Raw genomic sequence first — 18,911 nt, forward strand, 5'->3', positions numbered from 1 at the left:
CCCGAGGAACTATTCTGATGGTCATGCAAACGCACGTAGTCGACCATCCGCTCGCGGCGGCCCTCTTGACGACAATGCGTGATGCACGCAGTGAGAACGCGACTTTTCGTTCCGCACTTCGCAGGCTCACGCACATGCTGGTCTACGAGGCCATGCGTGACGCGGAGGTCGAGGAATTTCCGGTCGACACCCCGGTAGCAGCGACGACGGGCATCCGGCTCGCGAAGCCGCCGTTGTTGGTACCGGTGCTGCGGGCCGGTCTGGGCATGGTCGAACAGGCGAGTGCGCTGATTCCGTCGGCCGGCGTCGGCTTTGTCGGAATGGCACGTGACGAAGAGACACATCAGCCGGTTCCGTACCTCGAATCCCTGCCGGCGGATCTGTCCGGGATCCCGGTGTTCGTGCTCGATCCGATGCTCGCCACCGGTGGTTCGATGGTGCACACCATCGACTTGCTGGTTGCGCGTGGCGCGACCGACGTCACGGCAGTGTGCGTCGTGGCCGCTCCGGCCGGCGTCGACGCGCTGGCAGCGTCCGGCCACCCGGTTCGTCTGGTCATCGCGAGCATCGATGACGGACTCGACGAGAACGCTTTCATCGTCCCCGGTCTCGGTGACGCCGGCGATCGGCAGTTCGGACCCCGCTAGAGCGAAAGGGCGAAGGTTCGGAGTTCGGCGAGCCGGGCCTTCGCCTGCTCTAGTGCGTTCGCGAGGTCGTCGCGGTTCGCCACCGGGACGACAACTTCGAGATAACACTTGAGCTTGGGCTCGGTGCCGGACGGTCGCACCACCACGCGGATCGACGGTCCGTCGAATATCACTGCGTCCGTGCGCATACCAGCGCGAACCTCGGCCAAGTCCTCGACGGTGACCGGCTCGCCCGCGAGTTGGCTTGGCGGATCGGCGCGTAGTCGTTTCATCATTTCGGCGATGTCGCTCGAATCCTCGACGCGGCGGGATACTTGGTCCCCACGATGCAGTCCGAATTCGACGGCATAGTCGCCTAGAACGTCCAACAGGGTTCTGTTGCTGCCCGCGAGGGTGGCAGCCAAGTCGGCCACCAGCACGGCAGCCGAGATTCCGTCCTTGTCCCGCACCACATCCGGATCGACGCAGTGCCCGATCGCTTCCTCGTAGGCGTAGACGAGTCCGTCGCCGGCGCGCGTGAGCCACTTGAATCCGGTGAGTGTCTGCGCAAACCTGGCTCCGCGGGCTTTCGCCAACTTCGAGAGCAGGGTCGAGGAGACGATCGTCGTCGCCACGAACGAATCTTCGGGCGCCGTGCTCAGTACGTGGTCGGCCAGGAGCACCCCGGTTTCGTCGCCGCGCAACATGCGCCACTGATCACCGTCGCGAACTCCGACGGCGCAGCGGTCGGCATCCGGGTCGAGTGCGATCGCCAGATCCGCGTCGACACTTCGGGCAAGGGCGAGCAGGCGGTCTGCGGCGCCGGGCTCTTCGGGATTGGGGAACTCGACGGTCGGAAACGTGGGGTCGGGATCGAACTGCTCCGCCACGACGTGCAGGTCCTCGAATCCGGCTGCTCGCAGAGCCGCGTTCGCAGTCTCGCCGCCGACGCCGTGCATTGCCGTGAGCGCAATCCGGATCGAGCGGGCGTCGCCGTGCGGGAGGGTCGCGATGCGGGCGATGTACTCCTCGACCAGAGAATCGTCGGCCGGAATCACCGATGCTCGCGCGACGTCGGCGGCACTACCGATGCGAGCGATCTCGCTCTCGATTTCACGATCGGCGGGGGAGACGAGTTGCGCTCCGCCCGAGAGATACACCTTGTAACCGTTGTCGGCGGCAGGATTGTGGGAGGCGGTGATCTGGATACCTGCCGCTGCCCCGAGCCTGCGCACCGCGAACGCCACCAGCGGTGTCGGCAGTGGGCGGGGGAGCAGGGTCACTTCGAACCCGGCGGCTGCCATGACCTCGGCGGCGGCCAGAGCAAATGCCTCTGAACCGAGCCGGGCGTCGCGGCCGACCACAACGCGGGACCCGCCCTGGCAGCGAGCTGTCAGCCAGGCCGCCAGACCGGCCGTGGTCCGGATGACGACCGCGAGGTTCATTCCGTTGGGTCCGCCGCGCACCGGCCCGCGAAGCCCAGCAGTGCCGAACGTCAGTGGTGCGGAAAAGCGTTCGGTCAGTTCATGTTCCGAAAGGGCTGCTAATTCTGCGCGGGTATCTGGGTCCGGATCGGCGTCGATCCACTCGGTGACGTTCAGTGGTGTCACAGCTGCTCGACCAGTTGACGCAGCAGCACTCCCATCCGGGCCGCCGAGGCTTTGCCTGCCGCCAGCACTTCCTGATGGTCGAGCGGGGCTCCCGTGATTCCGGCGGCCAGATTGGTGACCATGGAGATGCCGAGAACGCGAGCGCCGAGCGCGCGAGCCGCGATGGTCTCGTGAACCGTCGACATGCCGACCAGATCGGCGCCGAGTGTACGAAGCATTCGAATCTCGGCCGGAGTCTCGTAATGCGGACCGGGAAGCCCGGCGTAAACACCCTCGGCAAGGTCCGGGTCGATCGAGCGAGCCAGCGCACGCAGTTCCGGCGAGTAGGCGTCGACCAGGTCGACGAACTCTGCGCCGACGAGGGGAGAGCGGGCCGTCAGGTTCAGGTGGTCACTGATCAGCACCGGTTGACCGACTGTGTAGTTTTCAGCAATACCGCCGGCCGCATTGGTGAGGATGACCGTTTGGGCACCGGCAGCAATGGCTGTCCGGACCGGGTGGACGACGGTACCGAGATCGTGGCCCTCGTATGCGTGCGCGCGCCCGAGCAGCAGCAGGACTTCGGTGTTTCCGACGCGCACCGAACGAATGGTGCCCGCATGGCCGAGAGCGGACGGTGGGGCGAAGCCAGGAAGATCCGCCATCGAGACTTCGGCTGTCACGTCCGCACCGGCGTCGCCGAACACGTCTGCGGCATCGGTCCACCCCGACCCGAGCACGATGGCGACTGACGGTGACGAAGAGCCAGTCATGGCGGACAGAGCAGCGGCGGCGGCCTCGGCGATCGTTCCCATGTGAGCAACCCTACTGAGGAGTCGGGTCGGTTCGCCGGGTGAGTTGGCGGGCGTTACTCTCCCATCCATGCCTTATCTCGAACGCGACGGCGACGTATTCATCCTGTACCTCGGCAACGAGGGCGAAACGGACAACGAGAACCGCTTCGGCCCTGAGTGGATCGACGCTGTCCACAGCAAGTTGGACGAGGTCGAAGCGCACGAGGGGCCCGCAGCCCTGGTGACGACGGCGACGGGCAAGTTCTACACGAACGGCCTGGACACGACGTGGATCTTCGGCAATCTCGACGGTCTCCCCGGCTACCTGGACAAGGTCCACACCATCTACAGCCGTTTGCTGACCTTCCCGATGGCCACGGTCGCGGCCGTGCAGGGGCACGCGTTCGGCGCCGGCGCCATGCTCGCGTCCTCGCACGATTTCCAGATCATGCGCGCGGACCGCGGCTTCTACTGCCTGCCCGAGGTGGGACTGAACATGCCGTTCACTGTCGGGATGTCTGCACTGCTGAACAGTCGTCTGCCCAAGCAGACGGCAGTCGATGCCATGACGACGGGGCGTCGCTTCGGCGGCGCCGACGCACTCGCTGCGGGCATCGTGCAGGAAACGGTCGACGGCGACGGAGTGCTCGCCGCTGCTGTGGCCAAGGCGTCGGGACTGACGTCGACTCACGGCAAGAACTTGGCGGGAATCAAGGCAGGCATCCACCGCGATGCTCTTGCAGACCTCGCTCAGGTGACTGACAAGAGCAACTTCTCCTTCGGGTGAGACAATGATCGCGTGAACCAGAATGTCGACAGCGCAGTCAGGTCCGTAGAGGCCGATCTGATTGCGCTGTCGCATTCGATTCACAGCGACCCGGAACTCGCCTTCGAGGAGTTCCGCAGCGCTGCCAAAGTGTCGGACCTGCTGGCGCAGCACGGTTTCGCGGTCACTCACGGGATCGTCGATCTGCCGACGGCTTTCGATGCCACCTACGGCAGCGGAGAGTTGGTCATCGCGATCTGCGCCGAGTACGACGCGCTGCCCGAGATCGGCCATGCCTGTGGGCACAACATCATTGCCGCCGCCGCGGTCGGGGCCGGCATCGCGTTGGCTACCGTGGCCGACGAACTGGGGATCACAGTCCGAGTGATCGGTACTCCCGCGGAGGAAACCGGTGGCGGCAAAGTTCTGATGCTCGAGCGTGGTGCATTCGACGGCGTCGGCGCGGCCATGATGGTTCATCCAGGGCCGATCGACATCATCGGTGCGACCTCGCTGGCCTTGGCGGACATCGCCGTGAGTTATCACGGTCGCGAGGCGCATGCGTCTGCTGCGCCGGAGTTCGGTCGTAACGCCGCCGACGCAGCGACTCTCGCTCAGGTGGCGGTCGGACTGTTGCGTCAGCACCTGCAGCCAGGTCAGCAGATTCACGGAATCGTCAGTGACGGCGGCACGGCTCCCAACATCGTTCCGGCTCGGTCCGAATTGCTCTACTACCTGCGTGCCGAAACGGCCGCGTCGTTGGCCAATCTGTCCGAGCGTGCCGACGCGTGCTTCGCCTCGGGTGCACTCGGCACCGGGTGCACCCACGAAATCCGCACGGTATCGCCTACTTACACCGAGTTGACCCCCGATCCGTGGCTGGCGGCGGCGTACCGTGAACAGATCGTCGATCTCGGGCGGGTGCCACTGGCAGCGGAATGGGAGCGCTCCCGTCCACTGGGTAGTACGGATATGGGTAATGTGACCAATGTGATTCCGGGAATTCACCCGGTCATAGGCTTGGATTCATCGGGGGCAGTGACACATCAGCCGGAGTTCGCGGCTGCGTGTATCACCACCTCCGCAGATCGAGCGGTAGTCGACGGTGCAATTGCGTTGGCCCGCACTGCTGTCCGGGTAGCGTCCGATCCAGAACAACGCGCCCGTCTGTTGGAAGGGGTAGATCGCCGGTGAACGCGGCAATCGACACGTGGATTCACGCGCACACCGACGACCTCGTCGCGTGGCGTCGACACATCCATGCCAACCCGGAGTTGGCTCGCCGCGAATACGCGACCACCGAATTCGTCGCCACCCGCCTCACTGCCGCTGGATTGTCGCCGAAGATCCTTCCCGGTGGCACCGGTCTCACGTGCGATATCGGACCGGAGGGTCCACGAATCGCACTGCGCGCCGACATGGACGCTTTGCCGATGCAGGAGGCGACCGGAGCGACGTACTCGTCCACGGTCCCCGGTGTGTCCCATGCGTGCGGCCACGACGCCCACACCACCATCTTGCTCGGCGCCGGACTGGCTCTGGCCGCGCTGCCCGAACTTCCCGTCGGGGTTCGGCTGATATTCCAGCCCGCCGAGGAAGTCATGCCTGGCGGAGCACTCGACGTCATCGCCGCGGGCGCGCTCGACGGTGTGTCCAGAATCTTTGCTCTGCACTGCGATCCGCGACTCGAGGCAGGCCAGGTGGGAATGCGCCTGGGTGCGATCACCTCTGCTGCCGACACGATCGAGGTCGTCCTCGACTCTCCGGGTGGGCACACGTCGCGGCCGCATTTGACCACGGATCTGATCTACGCGCTCGGCACCGTCGTGACCGGGCTGCCGGGAATGCTCAGCCGTCGTATCGATCCGCGTACCGGAACCGTCATGGTGTGGGGCGCGGTCAGCGCAGGTCAGGCGCCCAACGCGATTCCGCAGACCGGCATGATGACGGGCACGGTACGTACCGGCGATCACGACACCTGGGAGTTGCTCGAACCGCTCGTGGAAGAAATCGTCCACGGACTGCTCGCACCCACCGGAGTTCGCTACCAACTCAACTATCGTCGCGGAGTGCCTCCGGTCGTCAACGACGAGGTGTCCACTCGGATGTTCGAGGACGCCATCGCGACCGTCGGACAAGATGCTTTGGCGGACACCCCGCAATCCGGTGGTGGCGAAGACTTTTCGTGGTACCTCGAAACCGTGCCGGGTGCCATGGCGCGGCTCGGCGTGTGGTCGGGTGAGGGCGATCAGCTCGACATCCACCAACCCACTTTCGATCTCGACGAGCGAGCACTCGGCGTCGGTGTGAAGGTTCTGACGAGCCTGGTTCTGGGATAGTTCCGGTTCCCGTCGGGGGTACCGTTTTTCGTGTCGTTCGAGTGAAGGTACGGGCATGTCCATAGGTGTGGGAGTGCGAATCGGCACATTGGTGTCGACGGCTGTCGTTGCGTCGAACGATCCGGGTTCGGCCGATCCGGTGGTATTGGTTCGGGACACGATCCTCAATCAACGCAAGGACGGAACGACGGTGCTCGGTGGCACCGAGCAACTGGGTGCCGGCCGTGAGTTCGCCGAGAGCTGGTCGGGCTTTGTCGGTCGCGTCGGGGACCCGAGTGGCGTCGCGGGAACTGCCGATACTCGTTACCGCGCCGAGGATTTGGTGGCGACCTCGATTCGCTGTCTGTTGCAGGAATGCGAGCCGCTGCCCGATCGTGGTGGTCGAAGCGGGGGAGCGCCCGACATCGTCGCGACCTACCCGTCACGCTGGGACTCGTCGACAGCGGCCCTCATGCAGGATTCGCTGGTCTACGCGGGCCTCGAACGGGTCACACTCGTCTCGGATGCCGAGGCCGTGTCGGCGTGGTTCGAGTCGGAAATCGCGGCACTCGCCGGCACGCTCATCGGCATCTATCACGTGGACGACACCGGGGCAGCGGTCACCCTCGTGCGTTCTGGTGTCGCGGCCGGCCGTGCATTCGGCTTTGCCGGCGACGGGAGTTCGCCGAGTTCACGCCTCGCGACGGCTCTGGGTGCGTTCGGTTGGATGCCGGAGAACCTGGACGCCGTAGTCGTCACCGGTGACGGCGAACCGGCGACAGACAAAGCGGCCATGATGTCCATAGCGGCCGGGATTGCCGAAAAGCTCGGTGTCAGATGTGAACTCGGTCCCGGACCTGAGCAGTCGGCTGCGCTGGGAGCCGCAATTCTGGCTGCCGGATTCACCTCGACGTCGCACACTATCGTGCCGATCGGATTGCCGCCTTCACACGACGTGACCGAGGTATTCGACACCCTGGGACGCGAGAAGGTGGCGGCAGAAACCGCTGCCGGGGTGGCGACCGCCGAGCCGGAAACTGCAGTTGTCGCAGGCGAATCGGAGTCGCGCGGTTCCAAGCGTGTGCTCATCGGCGTGACGGTTGTGGTGGTGCTCGCAGCACTGGCAGTGCTCGCGTATTTCCTGCTGCTTTGAGCAGGACAGCTATCTAATCGGTAACACCGTTACCCGGACCGACATTGCGGCTGTTTCTCGTCCGCAACTCTCGTACGTACTCGGCCGGCGCTCCGGCAATCTCGGCAGCGTCGGCCATCACACCGATGTAGCGGGCCGACGGCAGCCCGCCTTCGTACGCATCCATGACGTAGAGCCACGCAAGTACCGCGTCGCCGGCGGTGTCGACCCGCACGCGGATCTTGCGGTGCAGACCCAGTTCGGCACCTTCCCAGCGGTCCAGACTCACTTCGTCCTCTTCCGGGACGTCGTAGAGCACCACGAAAACACTGGAATCGGGATCTTCGACCACGGTGGCGAGAGCACCCTCCCAGCCGAGGTCCTCGCCGCTGAAGGTCAGGCGCCAGCCTCGCAGCCACCCTGTCCCGGACATGGGGGAGTGTGGGCAGCGCAACAACATCTGCTCGGGATGCATGTTGGAACCGTAGGCGGCATAAATCGACACGGGCGCAAGCCTAAACCGTGGTCCGAGGGTGTGGCGAAGCGGACCACCGGACGCAAGTAATCTGGTACAAGCACTGCGCGACACGTGGTGCTCGAATAGCGTGACACTGGTCGACGGGAGACCCCTGCCGGCCACGCGAGGACTTGGAGGACACATGACCCGGATCGTGATCATCGGTGGCGGACCCGCCGGCTACGAGGCGGCACTGGTAGCCGCGCAGCACGGGGCCACGGTCACCCTGGTCGATTCGGACGGCGTCGGCGGTGCGTGTGTGCTGTTCGACTGTGTCCCGTCGAAGACGTTCATCGCGTCCACCGGAATCCGCACCGACATGCGTCGTGCATCCGACCTCGGCATCACTCTGGATCCGGAGCAGGCTTCGGTGTCACTGCCGAAGATCCACTCCCGAGTCAAGAGTCTCGCATTGTCCCAGTCCTCGGACATTCGCGCACGGTTGCAGACGGTAGGCGTCGAGGTTCTCTCCGGCACCGCCGAACTGACCGATCCACTCCTCGGCATGGCAGCACACCAGGTTCGCGCGACGCTCGGAAGCGGCGAGCAGAAGACCATCGACGCAGACGTCGTGTTGATCGCCACCGGCGCCAGCCCCCGCATCATCCCGGGAGCCGAGCCCGACGGTGAGCGAATCATGACGTGGCGCCAGCTCTACGACTTGGACGAGCTTCCCGAGCACCTGGTCGTGGTCGGTTCCGGTGTCACCGGTGCCGAGTTCGTCTCCGCGTACACCGAGATGGGCGTCAAGGTCACGCTCGTGTCCAGTCGCGACCGTGTTCTGCCCGGCGAGGATGCCGATGCGGCGCTCGTGCTCGAGGACGCCCTCGCCGAGCGCGGTGTCACCCTCGTCAAGCACGCCCGCGCGGACGCCGTCGAGCGCACCGAGAAGGGCATCGTCGTCAAGCTCTCCGACGGCCGCACGGTCGAAGGAAGCCACGCTCTGATGACCGTCGGTTCCGTCCCCAACACCAACGGTCTCGGCCTGGAGCGGGTCGGCATCGAGTTGGACAAGGGTGGATACCTGCGTGTCGACCGGGTCTCGCGCACCACGGTTTCCGGTATCTACGCTGCCGGTGACTGCACCGGACTGCTCCCGCTCGCGTCGGTGGCTGCGATGCAGGGACGTATCGCGATGTACCACGCACTGGGTGAAGGCGTCAGCCCGATCAAGTTGAAGACCGTCGCGTCGGCCGTCTTCACACGCCCCGAAATTGCAACGGTGGGTGTTTCGCAGGCAGCGATCGACAACGGAGAGGTGCCTGCGCGCACCGTCATGTTGCCGCTCAACACCAACCCGCGCGCCAAGATGTCCGGTTTGCGTCGCGGATTCGTGAAGATTTTCTGCCGCCCGGCTACCGGCGTGGTCATCGGCGGTGTTGTGGTCGCACCCACTGCTTCGGAACTGATCCTGCCGATCGCGATCGCCGTACAGAACAACCTGACGGTCAACGACCTGGCGCAGACGTTCTCGGTGTACCCGTCGCTGACCGGATCGATCACCGAGGCTGCTCGTCAGCTCATGCGTCACGACGACCTGGACTGACAACCGACCAGAGTCTTCTTACAATGTGGGAACTCTGTTTCATATACTGAAGTATTGGTGGGATAGTCGAGATACCGACCGAATCAAGGGTCGGTATCTCGGCGCTCTCCCGCCCCGTTGACCCAGGACGGCTCAGGGTGTTTTTCCTCTGACCTTCATTCTGCGTGCCTGGGAGCTTCATATGACACACGCCGCGCTGTCCGCTCGCATGGACGGACTCCGTAGTTCTGCAATTCGCGATCTGCTCACCCTGACTGCCCGGCCCGACGTCATCAGCTTGGCCGGCGGACTGCCCGATCCCGATTTCATTCCGCGGGAGCGAATCTCGAAGGCAGCCCACGACGCACTCGGTGACCCCTCGTCCGTTCAGTACGGCGAGACGTCAGGCCTGCGGCGCCTCCGTGAGGTGATCGCCGAGCGCGAATCATCCAAGATCGGGCGGACACTCGACGTGTCCGAAGTCGTGATCACCCACGGTTCTCAGCAAGGTTTGAGCTTGCTCGCGCAGGTCCTCCTCGACGCCGGTGACGTCGTGGTCGTGGAGGAACCGGCATATACCGGTGCGCTGCAGGTCTTTCGAACGGCGCAGGCCCGTCTCGTTCCGGTCCAGCTGGACGAGGACGGAATGGATACCGACGCGCTCGAGACGGAACTCGCCGCCGGTCTTCGGCCCAAAGTTGTTCACACCGTGAGCAATTTCCACAACCCGCGCGGCGCGGTGCTTTCGGCGCAGCGGCGAGCGCACTTGGCGGCACTGGCGGACCGATACGGGTTCTGGGTGCTCGAGGACGACCCGTACGGCGAACTGTACTTCGGCGAGAAACCGCCAGCACCGCTGGCGGCGTTGTCGGACAGGGTGATTCGGCTGTCCAGTGCTTCCAAAGTGTTGGCACCGGCGCTGCGCGTCGGCTGGCTGCACGGCGACCGAAAGGTCTGCGAGGCGGTCGAACTGATCAAGCAAGGCGCTGACCTGTGCGGGTCTTCGCTCACCCAGCAGATCGCCGCAGACCTCTTCTCCGACGTCGAATGGTTCGACGCGCATCTCGACGTGCTTCGAGCGGGGTACGGCGCGAGGGCGAAGGCGTTGGTCACGGCCGCCGAGACGGAATTGAGTGGGCGTGCACGCTTTTCCGAGGTCCGCGGCGGGATGTTCTGTTGGATGGATTTCCTCGACGACGTCGACACCACCGAACTCCTGGGTGCCGCGCTCGCGCATGGCGTGGCATTTGTCCCAGGTTCGGCCTTCGCGGTCGAAGCGGACCTTGGTCGAAGCGCTCGACTGTGTTTCGCGACGTATCCCGAAGCGGTGCTGGTCGACGCCGTCGGCAGGCTCCGGGACAGTGTCACCGCAGGTACAGCCTGACTTTGTCGATAGTGTTGCGGAGCAGATCGATCTCCGTACCGGACGGTGGGGTGGTGACGGTGACGTGGTCGGCGACGGCCAGATCCCATCCCGTCGCCTCTCGCACCTGATCGACCGAGATGCCTTCGTGGACACTGGTCAGCTCCAACTCGCCGCCGGGGCCCTGGTGTGTCAGGACACCGAGGTTGGTGAACACCTTTGTCACTCCTGCACCTGCCGGCATGATGCCCTTTCCGCTGGCGTGGGCGCGGGCGGGGCTGGGTGAGGTGCAGAAGTCGAGCGCGGCCGGAAAGGAACTGAGGTCGTGGCGACGCATCACGACGAAGATCTCAGCCGCGTTCGCGATGATCTCGACGGCCCCGCCTGCTCCGGGCAGTCTGACCGTCGGGTTCTTCCAGTCACCGATGAAACTTGTGTTCAGGCTTCCCGTTCGATCGATTTGAGCGGCCCCGAGAAAACCGACGTCGACGTTGCCACCTTGCAGGACATAACCGAAGAGTGCGGCCATACTGAGCACGGATTCGGCGCCGGAGACCACGACGGAGTCGGCGATACCTTCGGCCATCGCCGACGGATGCGCGCCGCACACTCCGGATTCGTAGATCAGTTCTACGTCCGGATTCGACGTGTGGCGCGCGAGATCGACTGCGAGCGTGGGGAGCCCGACTCCGGCGAAGACCCGGCGCTTACCCGCCAACTCGCGTGCCGCGACGGCGACGATCGTTTCGGTGGAGGTGGTGTTACCGCTGACAATCGTGGTGGTCACAGTCTGCTCCCGTAGTCGACAGGTGTGGAGAGTTTTGATCCGACCTCGAGATCCGACCAGTAGTCGGCTCCGAGCTTGGCGAGATATTCGTCGTGATCGCCGAGTGTGTACACCCACTCGTCGAGCCAATTTCTCAGCAACGAAGGGTCTTTGGAAATCTCGGTCCAGCGTCGGTAGAAGCCGCAATCGCGGTCGTAGTATCCCTGTGCGTACGACGGGTGCGCGCCGCGCGGGCAGACGACAACCGCGTCGACGGCGTGCGAGGGAATCAGAGTTCGGCTCGGATCTGACCTGATGACCTCGTCGTCGACAAGCTCTTCCACAACGACGATCGCCTTCTTCGCGGCGTAAACGGCCTCTTGCTGCACCCCGGCGATGCCCCAGATCTGTGCGTTCCCGGACGTGTCCGCTCGCTGTGCGCCGATGATCGTCACATCCGGATTCAACGGCGGCACAACGTAGACGCTCCCGCCTCCGTACGGATCCTCGACGAGTCTCAGTTGTGGGTTGAGTGCGGGTAGATCACTACCGGCGTACGACCGCAGCGGGAAGAAGGGAAGTCTGGCCGCTCCCGCCTGATACCGGCACACCATGCCGTAATGGCTGTATTCCTCGACTTCGAGGGGGAGCGGGTCCTGGTTCTCGATGCGTCTGCGTAACTCGTACAGAGAACCTGCGGAGCCACTGGCGAAGAACGAGGCAACCAGCTTTCGGACGCAGCCGGCGGCGACGAGTTGATCGGAAACGATGTCCGGCGTCATCCGGCAGAGGGTGAGGTCCTTTCTGCCCTGCCGGATGATCTCGTGTGCCGCGGCAAAAGGAATGAGATGCGAAAATCCCTCCAGCGCAACGGTCATCCCGTCTTCGACGTATCGGCCGACGGCCTCTTTCATCGAGAGGGTCTTGTCCACGTGTGTACCTCTTCTTGTTCTTTCGCGCACTCGGTCGGTTTCGGAACTTGACATGTTCGGCCGGTGTGGCGCAACAATGTCGGGTGGAAATTCATCAGATCAACGCATTTCTCGCGGTGGCTGAGGAGCTACATTTCGGCCGTGCGGCGCAGCGGCTTCGGATTGCGCAACCGCCGCTGAGTCGAACGATCAGGCAATTCGAGAAACAGCTCGGTTCGCCGTTGTTCGATCGGAGCACTCGAACTGTGCGGCTCACTGCTGCCGGTGAAGCGCTGCTGCTTCCGGCGCGCGAGATTCTGGACGCGTGCCGGATGGCCGAGATCGCGGTGTCTGCGGCAGGCAAGGGAACGACAGGTCGCGTTCGCCTGGGTTTCGCGGGGACTTCTTCGCATCTGCTCGTCGGGAGGTGGGCGAAATTGGTGAGAAAGACCAATCCCGGTATCGAATTCGTGCTCGACAGTTCTGCTTTCGCGAACGAGGCGTTGTTGATGCTGCTCGATCGACGACTCGACATCGGGATGGTGCGGTGGACCGTACCGCCGCTCGGGATCACGTCGAGATTGATCGCCGAGGAGAACTTTCTGGTGGCCATGTCCAAAGACCACCCGTTGGCGTCGAGGGACTCGGTTCGGTTGATCGAATTGGAGTCCGAGAATTGGGTGACGCTTCCGGCGGAGCCAGGTTCGATTCTGCGGGAGTCTCTGCTCACTGCCTCGAAGAACGCAGGGTTCCTGGCTCGCATCGTGCAGACGGCACCGGATTCGATGTCGTTGATCGCGCTGGTGTCCGCGGAAATCGGATGCTCGTTGACCATTTCCTCGGTGGCCCAGAGCATCGTGAATCCTGATGTTGTCTTTGTTCCGGTCATGGACCCACCTCCTCCTCTTCAACTGCGTATCGCCTGGCGAGAGGGAGACGACAGACCTGCTCTTCTCGAAGTGTTGAAATTGTCCGAGCAGGCGCTGCCGTCCCTGGCCTAGACGGTTGCCCGACCGGTAGGAATCTCACCCGCTTCGGACTTCGGTGAGTTCGCAGTATTGACAAGAGTGTTTTCGAGTTCGAGTTCGTCGTAGTCCGCTTGTTCGGCCGTCGAGAGTTCGCCCGCGTTGTAGCCGGTACGTCGGAGCAGGAGCAGGGTGCAGATCAGCGAGACAAGGGCGTACAGCCCGGATACGATCGCGACCCCGACGATATTGCCTGACGTGTTGAGCATCCACTGCGCCAGTACGGGAGTTCCGCCGCCGACGACAAGGGAACACAATTGGTACGCCGTCGACAGACCGGTATAACGGATGTTGGCGGGGAAGGCACGAGCGAGAACGCCGGCGATGGCGCCGTAGAACATCGAGTGCGGGATCGTGGCCAGACACATCGCGACGACTGCGATGGTGAAGTTCCCGGTTCGGATCGCGAAGAACATGGCGGGCATGAGGACGAACTCCGGTATCACCATCAGGCACATGGCTTTTCGCATGTCGATCTTGGAGACCAGGACGGCACCGAAAGGTTGGACGATGAACTGCACGACGAGCGCGATCGCGATGGCGGCCAGGAAGGTTCCTCGATCGTATCCGAGTTCTTTTGTAGCCCAGGACAATGCGAAGGTGTTCTTGAAATAGGTGACCTGGGCGAGGGGAAGTGCGCCGGCGCCGAGGAGAACCAGTACCCAATGCTTGCGCAAGACTTCGGCGAGCGGAAGCTTGACGACCTTCTTGCGTGCGAGAACGGCCTTCATCTCGTCCGACTCTTCGAGTTTGAGGCGAATGATCATCCCGAGAATGACCAGCACCGCCGAGATGATGAACGGGATGCGCCATCCGTACAGGAGGAACGACGGCGTCGGCATCGAGGACAGAAGGAAGAACGCGATGGTGGCCAACAGATTTCCGGCGGGTGAGCCCTGTTGGGCGAACGCGGAGTAGAGGATGCTCTTGCCCTTCGGTGCATTTTCGCTGGCAATGAGCACTGCGCCGCCCCACTCGCCACCGACCGCGACTCCTTGGATGACGCGAAGGGTGACCAGACCGATCGGCGCCCAGATCCCGACCTGTGCGTAGGTGGGGAGGAGTCCGATGCCGACCGTGGCGACACCCATCATCATCAAGGTGATGACGAGAGTGTTCTTGCGTCCGATCCGGTCGCCGAGGTGTCCGAAGATGATCCCGCCGATCGGCCTGGCGAGGAAGCCTGCCCAGAGCGTGATGAAGGCGAGGAGAGTTCCGACTCCGTTCGGGAGAGTGTCGGAGAAGAAGATGTCGCCGAATACCAGGGCAGCGGCAGTGCCGTAGATGTAGAAGTCGTACCACTCGATAGTGGTTCCGATGAACGAAGCGATACCGGCTCTTCGCGCCTTGGCGTTGATCTCCTCGGAACTGCGAGTGGGTGAACTCATGCGTGGCGACCTTTCTCTGCAACATTCGCGGCGCCGAAACGTGGCGTGCCTGAATGAGATTCGCAGAGTGGTGTAGGTCACGTCCAATACCAACTTGGTCGCCTATTGATACCTCAGGAGTATCAATAGGCGACCATGATCAGCTCTTCCGGTATGGAAGGATCGGGGTGATTACTCGGACCAGTTGTACGTCCGCTCGACGGCCTTGTTCCACTCCGCGTACAGCCGTGACCTTTCGGACTCGTCCATCGCCGGTTCCCACGTCTTGCCGACGGCCCAGTTGTTGCGGATGTCTTCGGTATCGGCCCAATAACCGATGGCGAGGCCCGCTGCGTATGCAGCACCGAGAGCTGTCGTTTCGTTGACCACCGGACGGATGACGGGAACTCCGAGGATGTCCGACTGGAACTGCATCAGGGTTTCGTTGACCACCATGCCGCCGTCGACCTTCAGTGCGGACAGTTCGACTCCCGAATCCGCTCGCATGGCGTCGATGACCTCGCGGGTCTGGTATGCCGTCGCCTCGAGCGCTGCGCGGGCCAGGTGTCCCTTGTTGACGAAGCGCGTCAGGCCGACGATGACACCCCGGGCATCCGGTCGCCACCGAGGTGCGAACAGCCCGGAGAACGCGGGCACGAAGTAGGCGCCGCCGTTGTCATCGACACTTGCGGCGAGCGGCTCGATGTCCTTGGCGTTCTGAATGATTCCGAGATTGTCTCGAAGCCACTGGACCAAGGAACCCGTCACGGCGACGGAACCTTCGAGTGCGTACACGGCTGGGGCTTCGCCGAGTTTGTAGCAGACGGTCGTCAGTAGTCCGTGCTTGCTGTGCACCGGCTTCGTGCCCGTATTGAGAAGCATGAAATTGCCGGTGCCGTAGGTGTTCTTGGCTTCACCCTCGGAGAGGCAGGCCTGGCCGAATGTGGCTGCCTGCTGGTCACCGAGGATTCCGGCGACCGGCACACCGGCGAGATTGCCGCGTGGACGTCCTGTGCCGTAGACCTCTGAGGAACTACGGATTTCCGGGAGCATCGACATCGGGATTCCGAAGTCCGCACAGATCGATTCGTCCCACTGGAGGGTCTCGAGATCCATCAGCATCGTGCGTGACGCATTGGTGACATCTGTCACGTGGACGCCCTCGGTCAGGTTCCACACGATCCACGTGTCGACAGTGCCGAAGCACAATTCGCCGGCCTCCGCTTTTGCTTTCGCACCGTCGACGTTGTCGAGAATCCAGCGGATCTTCGGCCCGGCGAAGTAGGTCGAGAGTGGTAGTCCGGTCTTGTCTCGATACTTGTCCGGACCCTCGTCGCCGCCCAGTTCGACACACAGTTGATCCGTGCGCGTGTCCTGCCACACGATCGCGTTGTAGATCGGCTTACCCGTCGAACGCTCCCAAACGACGGTCGTCTCACGCTGATTCGTGATTCCGACGGCAGCGATGTCGGCCCGCGTGAGATCGACCTTCGCGAGAGCGCCGGCCACCACCTCCCGAGTGTTGATCCACAGCGCCACCGGATCGTGCTCGACCCAACCTGCTCGCGGGAAAATCTGCTCGTGTTCTTTCTGCGCAACGCTCACCACGGCGCCGTCGTGATCGAAGATCATGCAGCGGCTCGACGTCGTGCCTTGGTCGATGGCGGCGATGTATTGATTCACTGTGCTCCTAGGTTCGGGCGTGTTCGCAGTAATCCGTGCGCTGTCGCAGTATGTGGATCAAGCTACTAGCCTGTAAACGGATTCGTCGTCGACTTACAGGAGACCGGGTTGAGTAAGCAGCAAGGTGCGCAGTTTCTCGGCCCGCAGCAGCGCGAAGCTGCTTGGGAACAACTTCAGACCGAGCAATTCGACGTCGTCGTGGTGGGCGGTGGTGTCGTCGGTGTCGGAGCGGCCCTCGATGCGGCCACCCGCGGGCTGAAGGTTGCGTTGGTCGAGGCCCGTGACTACGCATCCGGTACGTCCAGTCGCTCGTCGAAGATGTTCCACGGCGGTCTCCGCTATCTCGAGCAACTCGAATTCGGCCTCGTTCGTGAAGCATTGCGTGAGCGCGAGCTCTCGCTGACCACGCTCGCTCCGCACCTGGTCAAGCCGCTGAAGTTCTTGTTCCCTCTGGCTCACCGCGTGTGGGAGCGCCCGTACATGGCCGCGGGAATCTTCCTCTATGACCGAATGGGCGGCGCCAAGTCGGTCCCCTCCCAGAAGCACTTGACGCGGGCGGGCGCACTGCGCATGTCGCCGAGCCTCAAGCGCAGTTCACTGACCGGTGGCATCCAGTACTACGACACCGTCGTCGACGACGCTCGGCACACCATGACCGTTGCACGGACCGCCGCCCACTACGGCGCGGTCGTCCGAACGTCGACGCAGGTCGTGGGATTTCTGCGTGAAGCGGACCGGGTCTCGGGAGTTCGTGTTCGCGACTGCGAAGACGGCCGTACCGCGGAGGTCAAGGGTCACGTCGTCATCAATGCAACCGGTGTCTGGACGGACGAAATCCAGGCCCTCTCACGTCAGCGCGGACGGTTCCGGGTGCGAGCGTCGAAGGGCGTACACATCGTCGTCCCGCGCGATCGCATCGTCAGTGAAGCCGCCATCATCCTGCGTACCGAGAAATCGGTGCTGTTCGTCATTCCGTGGGGCAGTCACTGGATCATCGGCACCACGGACACCGACTGGAACTTGGATCTCGCTCACCCAGCGGCAACCAAAGCAGATATCGACTACATCCTCGGCCACGTGAACTCCGTCCTGGTCACGCCGCTGACGCACGCCGACATCGACGGTGTCTACGCAGGCCTGCGTCCGCTGCTTGCCGGTGAGAGCGACGAGACGTCGAAGCTCTCGCGCGAGCACGCCGTTGCCCGTGTGGCTCCAGGCCTGGTCGCCATCGCCGGTGGAAAGTACACGACGTATCGGGTCATGGCGGAAGACGCCGTCGATGTCGCAGCAGAAGACATTCCGGCGCGAGTGGCGTCGTCGATCACGGAGAAGGTGCCGCTCGTCGGCGCCGACGGATACTTCGCGTTGATCAATCAGACTGTGCAACTGGGCGAGCAGTACGGCTTGCATCCGTATCGCGTCAAGCACTTGCTCGACCGCTACGGTTCACTCATCACGGAGGTCCTCGAACTCGGCCGACAGACGCCGGAGTTGTTGCAGCCCATCACAGATGCCCCCGATTACCTTCAGGTCGAGGCTGTGTACGCCGCCGCGGCCGAGGGTGCATTGCACCTCGACGACATCCTGGCTCGCCGCATGCGCATCGCAATCGAGTACCCGCATCGTGGTGTCAACTGTGCGCAACAGGTTGCCGGATTGGTTGCTCCGATTCTCGGTTGGGATCCCGCCACCGTCGAGCGCGAGGTCGACACGTACCGAGCGCGCGTCGAAGCGGAGATCGAGTCGCAGACCCAGCCGGACGACGAGTCGGCCGACGCCTTGCGCGCCGCAGCGCCGGAGTCTCGGGCCGAGATCCTCGAACCCGTCGTCGTGGTGCCGGATCGGGTCTGAGTCGCCCGTCGTTTGTTCTCGGTCTGTCGCGGGTAGGCGGATGTCGAATCACCACCCGTGTCAGCACAGACCGGTCGAGCGTCGCCCAGGAGGATCCCAATGTTCGGTAGTCGGTCGAGATCTGCTGAGGAACACATAGCCACTGCTTATCTGGTCACTCACCTGTGCGGAGCGATGGTAGGGCTGCAACTCTCGCGGTCACTCTCGGACTCGTACGGCGCGTGGGCCGACGGTGAGCTGGACTCGTTGCCGGGTGAGCTCGAGTACGAGATCGAGCAGCTGCTGCAACTGATCGAGGACACCCAGGGCATATCTCTGCCGCGGTACTCCAAGATCGACGCGACGGTCAATCGGATCAGGCGCCTCGTCCATGTCGACGCCATCTGGCGCAACCGTCTCGTGAAGCTGGCAACTCTCGAGATCATGCGGACCGCTCTGTGCGGCAAGAGTGCGATGTGGGAGGTCCTGAGAGACATTCCGGCCGGGGAGACGGAGGAGCAGTACCGCGAGCTCAACGACCTGGTGTCCAAGCAGATCACCACCGTCACGGCTCTGCATCACCGCGCGGCCACGGAAGCTTTTCAGGGGACGGACGGGCGGGAATCGGCGAGCGGCGGCGACCCCATCCGCTCGAGTAAGTAAGGTTTGTACCGTTCGGTGAAGAATTCGATGAACGGT

At 63.5% G+C, this 18,911-nt stretch carries 17 protein-coding genes; 10 read left to right on the forward strand and 7 right to left on the reverse strand.

Annotation, left to right across the window (positions count from 1 at the left end):
* Nucleotides 1-23 precede the first annotated feature (23 nt).
* Nucleotides 24-647: a uracil phosphoribosyltransferase gene (upp, locus tag EHW12_RS10255; RefSeq protein ID WP_007727319.1), complete on the forward strand. Its 624-nt coding sequence runs from the start codon at nt 24-26 to the stop codon at nt 645-647.
* On the opposite strand, the gene EHW12_RS10260 is transcribed toward upp, so the two are convergent.
* Together EHW12_RS10260 and EHW12_RS10265 are read right to left on the reverse strand one after the other, a co-directional pair.
* Nucleotides 644-2,236 (reverse strand): phospho-sugar mutase, encoded by a 1,593-nt coding sequence (locus tag EHW12_RS10260; RefSeq protein ID WP_125050566.1) that lies wholly within the window; start codon nt 2,234-2,236, stop codon nt 644-646. The two genes, upp and EHW12_RS10260, sit on opposite strands and share 4 nt — an antisense overlap.
* Nucleotides 2,233-3,030: a purine-nucleoside phosphorylase gene (locus tag EHW12_RS10265; protein ID WP_030535061.1), complete on the reverse strand. Its 798-nt coding sequence runs from the start codon at nt 3,028-3,030 to the stop codon at nt 2,233-2,235. The genes EHW12_RS10260 and EHW12_RS10265 overlap by 4 nt, the downstream gene beginning before the upstream one ends.
* A gap of 67 nt (nt 3,031-3,097) precedes the next feature.
* Here EHW12_RS10265 and EHW12_RS10270 point away from each other — a divergent pair, with 67 nt between their 5' ends.
* The 4 genes from EHW12_RS10270 to EHW12_RS10285 are packed head-to-tail and all read left to right on the forward strand — an operon-like array spanning nt 3,098 to nt 7,246.
* Nucleotides 3,098-3,796, forward strand: a complete 699-nt coding sequence (locus tag EHW12_RS10270; protein ID WP_054827235.1) for an enoyl-CoA hydratase/isomerase family protein — start codon at nt 3,098-3,100, stop codon at nt 3,794-3,796.
* Nucleotides 3,797-3,808: 12 nt separating this feature from the next.
* The gene (locus EHW12_RS10275) at nt 3,809-4,969 is read left to right on the forward strand and encodes a M20 family metallopeptidase (RefSeq protein WP_003940688.1); all 1,161 of its coding nucleotides are present in this window, start codon (nt 3,809-3,811) and stop codon (nt 4,967-4,969) included.
* Nucleotides 4,966-6,114, forward strand: a complete 1,149-nt coding sequence (locus EHW12_RS10280; RefSeq protein ID WP_030535060.1) for a M20 family metallopeptidase — start codon at nt 4,966-4,968, stop codon at nt 6,112-6,114. Before EHW12_RS10275 ends, EHW12_RS10280 begins: the two co-directional genes overlap by 4 nt.
* 55 nt (nt 6,115-6,169) lie before the next feature.
* Entirely contained in the window at nt 6,170-7,246 is a 1,077-nt protein-coding gene (locus EHW12_RS10285; protein ID WP_030535059.1) for a hypothetical protein, read from the forward strand.
* A 13-nt stretch (nt 7,247-7,259) separates the two neighbouring features.
* Here the strand turns inward: EHW12_RS10285 and EHW12_RS10290 are convergent, their stop codons facing one another.
* The gene (locus EHW12_RS10290; protein ID WP_003940753.1) at nt 7,260-7,730 is read right to left on the reverse strand and encodes a gamma-glutamylcyclotransferase; all 471 of its coding nucleotides are present in this window, start codon (nt 7,728-7,730) and stop codon (nt 7,260-7,262) included.
* A gap of 154 nt (nt 7,731-7,884) precedes the next feature.
* Between EHW12_RS10290 and EHW12_RS10295 the strand changes: the two genes are divergently transcribed.
* Both EHW12_RS10295 and EHW12_RS10300 read left to right on the forward strand, forming a co-directional pair.
* Complete coding sequence (locus EHW12_RS10295) at nt 7,885-9,288, forward strand: NAD(P)H-quinone dehydrogenase (RefSeq protein ID WP_003940987.1); 1,404 nt, start codon at nt 7,885-7,887, stop codon at nt 9,286-9,288.
* 181 nt (nt 9,289-9,469) lie between these two features.
* Nucleotides 9,470-10,651: a PLP-dependent aminotransferase family protein gene (locus EHW12_RS10300; protein WP_125050567.1), complete on the forward strand. Its 1,182-nt coding sequence runs from the start codon at nt 9,470-9,472 to the stop codon at nt 10,649-10,651.
* On the opposite strand, the gene EHW12_RS10305 is transcribed toward EHW12_RS10300, so the two are convergent.
* Both EHW12_RS10305 and EHW12_RS10310 read right to left on the reverse strand, forming a co-directional pair.
* Nucleotides 10,632-11,417: a 3-oxoadipate--succinyl-CoA transferase subunit B gene (locus EHW12_RS10305; RefSeq protein ID WP_003940707.1), complete on the reverse strand. Its 786-nt coding sequence runs from the start codon at nt 11,415-11,417 to the stop codon at nt 10,632-10,634. The genes EHW12_RS10300 and EHW12_RS10305 overlap by 20 nt on opposite strands.
* Nucleotides 11,414-12,328, reverse strand: a complete 915-nt coding sequence (locus EHW12_RS10310) for a CoA-transferase (RefSeq protein ID WP_003940930.1) — start codon at nt 12,326-12,328, stop codon at nt 11,414-11,416. Before EHW12_RS10310 ends, EHW12_RS10305 begins: the two co-directional genes overlap by 4 nt.
* 83 nt (nt 12,329-12,411) lie before the next feature.
* Here EHW12_RS10310 and EHW12_RS10315 point away from each other — a divergent pair, with 83 nt between their 5' ends.
* Nucleotides 12,412-13,308 (forward strand): LysR substrate-binding domain-containing protein, encoded by an 897-nt coding sequence (locus EHW12_RS10315; protein WP_030535055.1) that lies wholly within the window; start codon nt 12,412-12,414, stop codon nt 13,306-13,308.
* On the opposite strand, the gene EHW12_RS10320 is transcribed toward EHW12_RS10315, so the two are convergent.
* Both EHW12_RS10320 and glpK read right to left on the reverse strand, forming a co-directional pair.
* Complete coding sequence (locus tag EHW12_RS10320; protein WP_064443409.1) at nt 13,305-14,720, reverse strand: MFS transporter; 1,416 nt, start codon at nt 14,718-14,720, stop codon at nt 13,305-13,307. The genes EHW12_RS10315 and EHW12_RS10320 overlap by 4 nt on opposite strands.
* 171 nt (nt 14,721-14,891) lie before the next feature.
* Complete coding sequence (gene glpK / locus EHW12_RS10325; protein ID WP_007727296.1) at nt 14,892-16,382, reverse strand: glycerol kinase GlpK; 1,491 nt, start codon at nt 16,380-16,382, stop codon at nt 14,892-14,894.
* 108 nt (nt 16,383-16,490) lie between these two features.
* On the opposite strand from glpK, the gene EHW12_RS10330 reads away from it, so the two are divergent.
* Together EHW12_RS10330 and EHW12_RS10335 are read left to right on the forward strand one after the other, a co-directional pair.
* The gene (locus tag EHW12_RS10330; RefSeq protein ID WP_125050568.1) at nt 16,491-18,233 is read left to right on the forward strand and encodes a glycerol-3-phosphate dehydrogenase/oxidase; all 1,743 of its coding nucleotides are present in this window, start codon (nt 16,491-16,493) and stop codon (nt 18,231-18,233) included.
* Nucleotides 18,234-18,407: 174 nt separating this feature from the next.
* Nucleotides 18,408-18,875, forward strand: coding sequence for a hypothetical protein (locus tag EHW12_RS10335; protein WP_228232568.1), 468 nt, complete (start codon nt 18,408-18,410; stop codon nt 18,873-18,875).
* Nucleotides 18,876-18,911: the final 36 nt, after the last annotated feature.

This window comes from Rhodococcus sp. NJ-530 (assembly GCF_003860625.1).
GTDB lineage: Bacteria > Actinomycetota > Actinomycetes > Mycobacteriales > Mycobacteriaceae > Rhodococcus_F > Rhodococcus_F qingshengii.